Source organism: Zhongshania sp., assembly GCF_041623545.1.
In the GTDB taxonomy this organism is placed as follows: Bacteria; Pseudomonadota; Gammaproteobacteria; order Pseudomonadales; family Spongiibacteraceae; genus Spongiibacter.
On record NZ_JBFJWS010000432.1, the window covers coordinates 1 to 1,885 of the forward strand.

The 1,885-nt window shown below is 51.6% G+C and carries 2 protein-coding genes and 1 pseudogene; all 3 read left to right on the forward strand.

The genetic code is table 11. The annotated features are described in order from the left end of the window. Positions 1-1,107: bifunctional 3,4-dihydroxy-2-butanone-4-phosphate synthase/GTP cyclohydrolase II (gene ribBA / locus ABYT30_RS18895; RefSeq protein ID WP_373098086.1), on the forward strand; the 1,107-nt coding region annotated here is incomplete at its 5' end. Positions 1,108-1,132: 25 nt separating this feature from the next. After that, the gene (gene ribE, locus ABYT30_RS18900) at positions 1,133-1,594 is read left to right on the forward strand and encodes a 6,7-dimethyl-8-ribityllumazine synthase (protein WP_373083461.1); all 462 of its coding nucleotides are present in this window, start codon (positions 1,133-1,135) and stop codon (positions 1,592-1,594) included. A 123-nt stretch (positions 1,595-1,717) separates the two neighbouring features. Continuing rightward, positions 1,718-1,885: pseudogene (locus ABYT30_RS18905) on the forward strand (N utilization substance protein B); the annotation flags it as partial.

Here is a 1,885-nt window from a genome sequence, read left to right on the forward strand (position 1 = left end):
TTAGTTCAGGATATCCGTCTGGGTAAGATGGTTATTCTGTTAGACGACGAAGACCGCGAAAACGAAGGCGATCTGGTGATGGCGGCGGAGTGTGTGCGCCCCCAAGATATTAACTTTATGGCTAAATTTGGTCGCGGCCTGATCTGCATGCCGATGACCAAAGAGCGCTGTAAACAGCTGAACCTGCCCTTGATGGTTGACCGCAACGCCTCGGGTTTTGGCACCAAATTTACCCTGTCTATTGAAGCCACGAAAGGCGTGACTACCGGTATTTCGGCGGCTGATCGCGCTCATACTGTACGCACCGCAGCGGCCCGCAATGCGGTGGCTGGCGATATCGTGCAGCCGGGGCATATCTTCCCGTTAATGTCCGAGCCGGGTGGTGTACTCAGTCGTGCTGGGCACACTGAAGCGGCGTGTGATTTATCGCGTCTGGCCGGTTTTGAGCCGACCGGTGTAATTTGCGAAATCATGAATGAAGACGGCACCATGGCGCGCCGTGAAGACCTGGAAGTGTTTGCCGCTGAACACGATTTGAAAATGGGTACCATCGCCGACCTGATTCACTATCAAGTGTTGAACGAGCAGACCATTGAAAAAATCAGCAGTGGTACAATTGCTACCGATTTTGGCGACTTTGAACTGCACGCCTACAAAGACTCAGTCGCCGGTGAAATCCATTTCGCACTGCAAAAAGGCCCAATCGATGCAGCTGTGCCGACGCTGGCGCGAGTACACTTGGGTTCTACTATTCGCGACTTATTGCAGACGCAGCCGCCGGGTTCAACCACGGGCTGGAATATGCACCGCAGCTTGGCAACCGTTGCCGCCGAGGGTGGCGTGGTGGTGTTACTCGCCCACCGCGAAACACCAGAGACCATATTGGCTGACCTCGGTATTGCGCAAGGTTTGAATCCGCCATTGCAGGGCGACAGCGTGCAGTATCAAACAACCTACTTTAATGTTGGTTTGGGTTCGCAAATATTGCGTGACGTTGGCGTGGGCAAAATTCGTCTAATGGGTGCGCCGGTTAAATACAATGCCATCTCTGGCTTTGACTTAGAAGTAGTGGAATTTGTCAGCCCTGAAGACGTTGGCCAAGCCTGATAATTTAAGAAATTAAGGAACGACTATGAAAACGATTGAAGGTACTTTCACTGCGGTTGGTGGTAACTACGCGATTGTTGTGGGCCGCTGGAATAGCTTTGTGGTTGAAAGCTTGTTGGAAGGCGCTCTAGACTCACTGCGTCGCCATGGTGTGTCAGAAGACAATATCACCATCGTGCGCGCGCCGGGTGCGTTTGAAATTCCACTGGTTTGCCAGAAAGTGGCAGACAGTAAAAATTACGACGCGATTATTGCGCTGGGCGCCGTTATTCGCGGCGGCACGCCGCACTTTGAATACGTTGCTGGCGAGTGCGTAAAAGGCTTGGCGCAGGTGTCCATGCAGTACAGCGTGCCAGTGTCTTTCGGTGTTTTGACCGTCGACAGCATTGAACAGGCTATTGAGCGCGCTGGTACCAAGGCGGGCAATAAAGGTGAAGAAGCGGCTATGTCTGCTATTGAGATGGTGAGCTTGCTTAAGCAGCTCTAAGCTTTTTGGCTTTTGTCTATTTCGTTTTTTGTAAGTGATTTTCGCGTCGCCCATTCAGTTTCTGGTAAGCGGCGGCGCGGTTTTTTAAATGTGGTTTTATCCACTGTGAATGAGTAATTTTTTGTGGCTAATCGTCAGCAGAGTCCGTCCTATAATCAGCTTGCCGCAGGTCGTCGCAAGGCCCGTCACTACGCGATGCAGGCACTGTATCAATGGCATATGGCTGGCCAAGCCTTGAGTGTTATTGAGGCTGAGTTTCAAGCTGACTACGACATGACAAATGTCGATAAA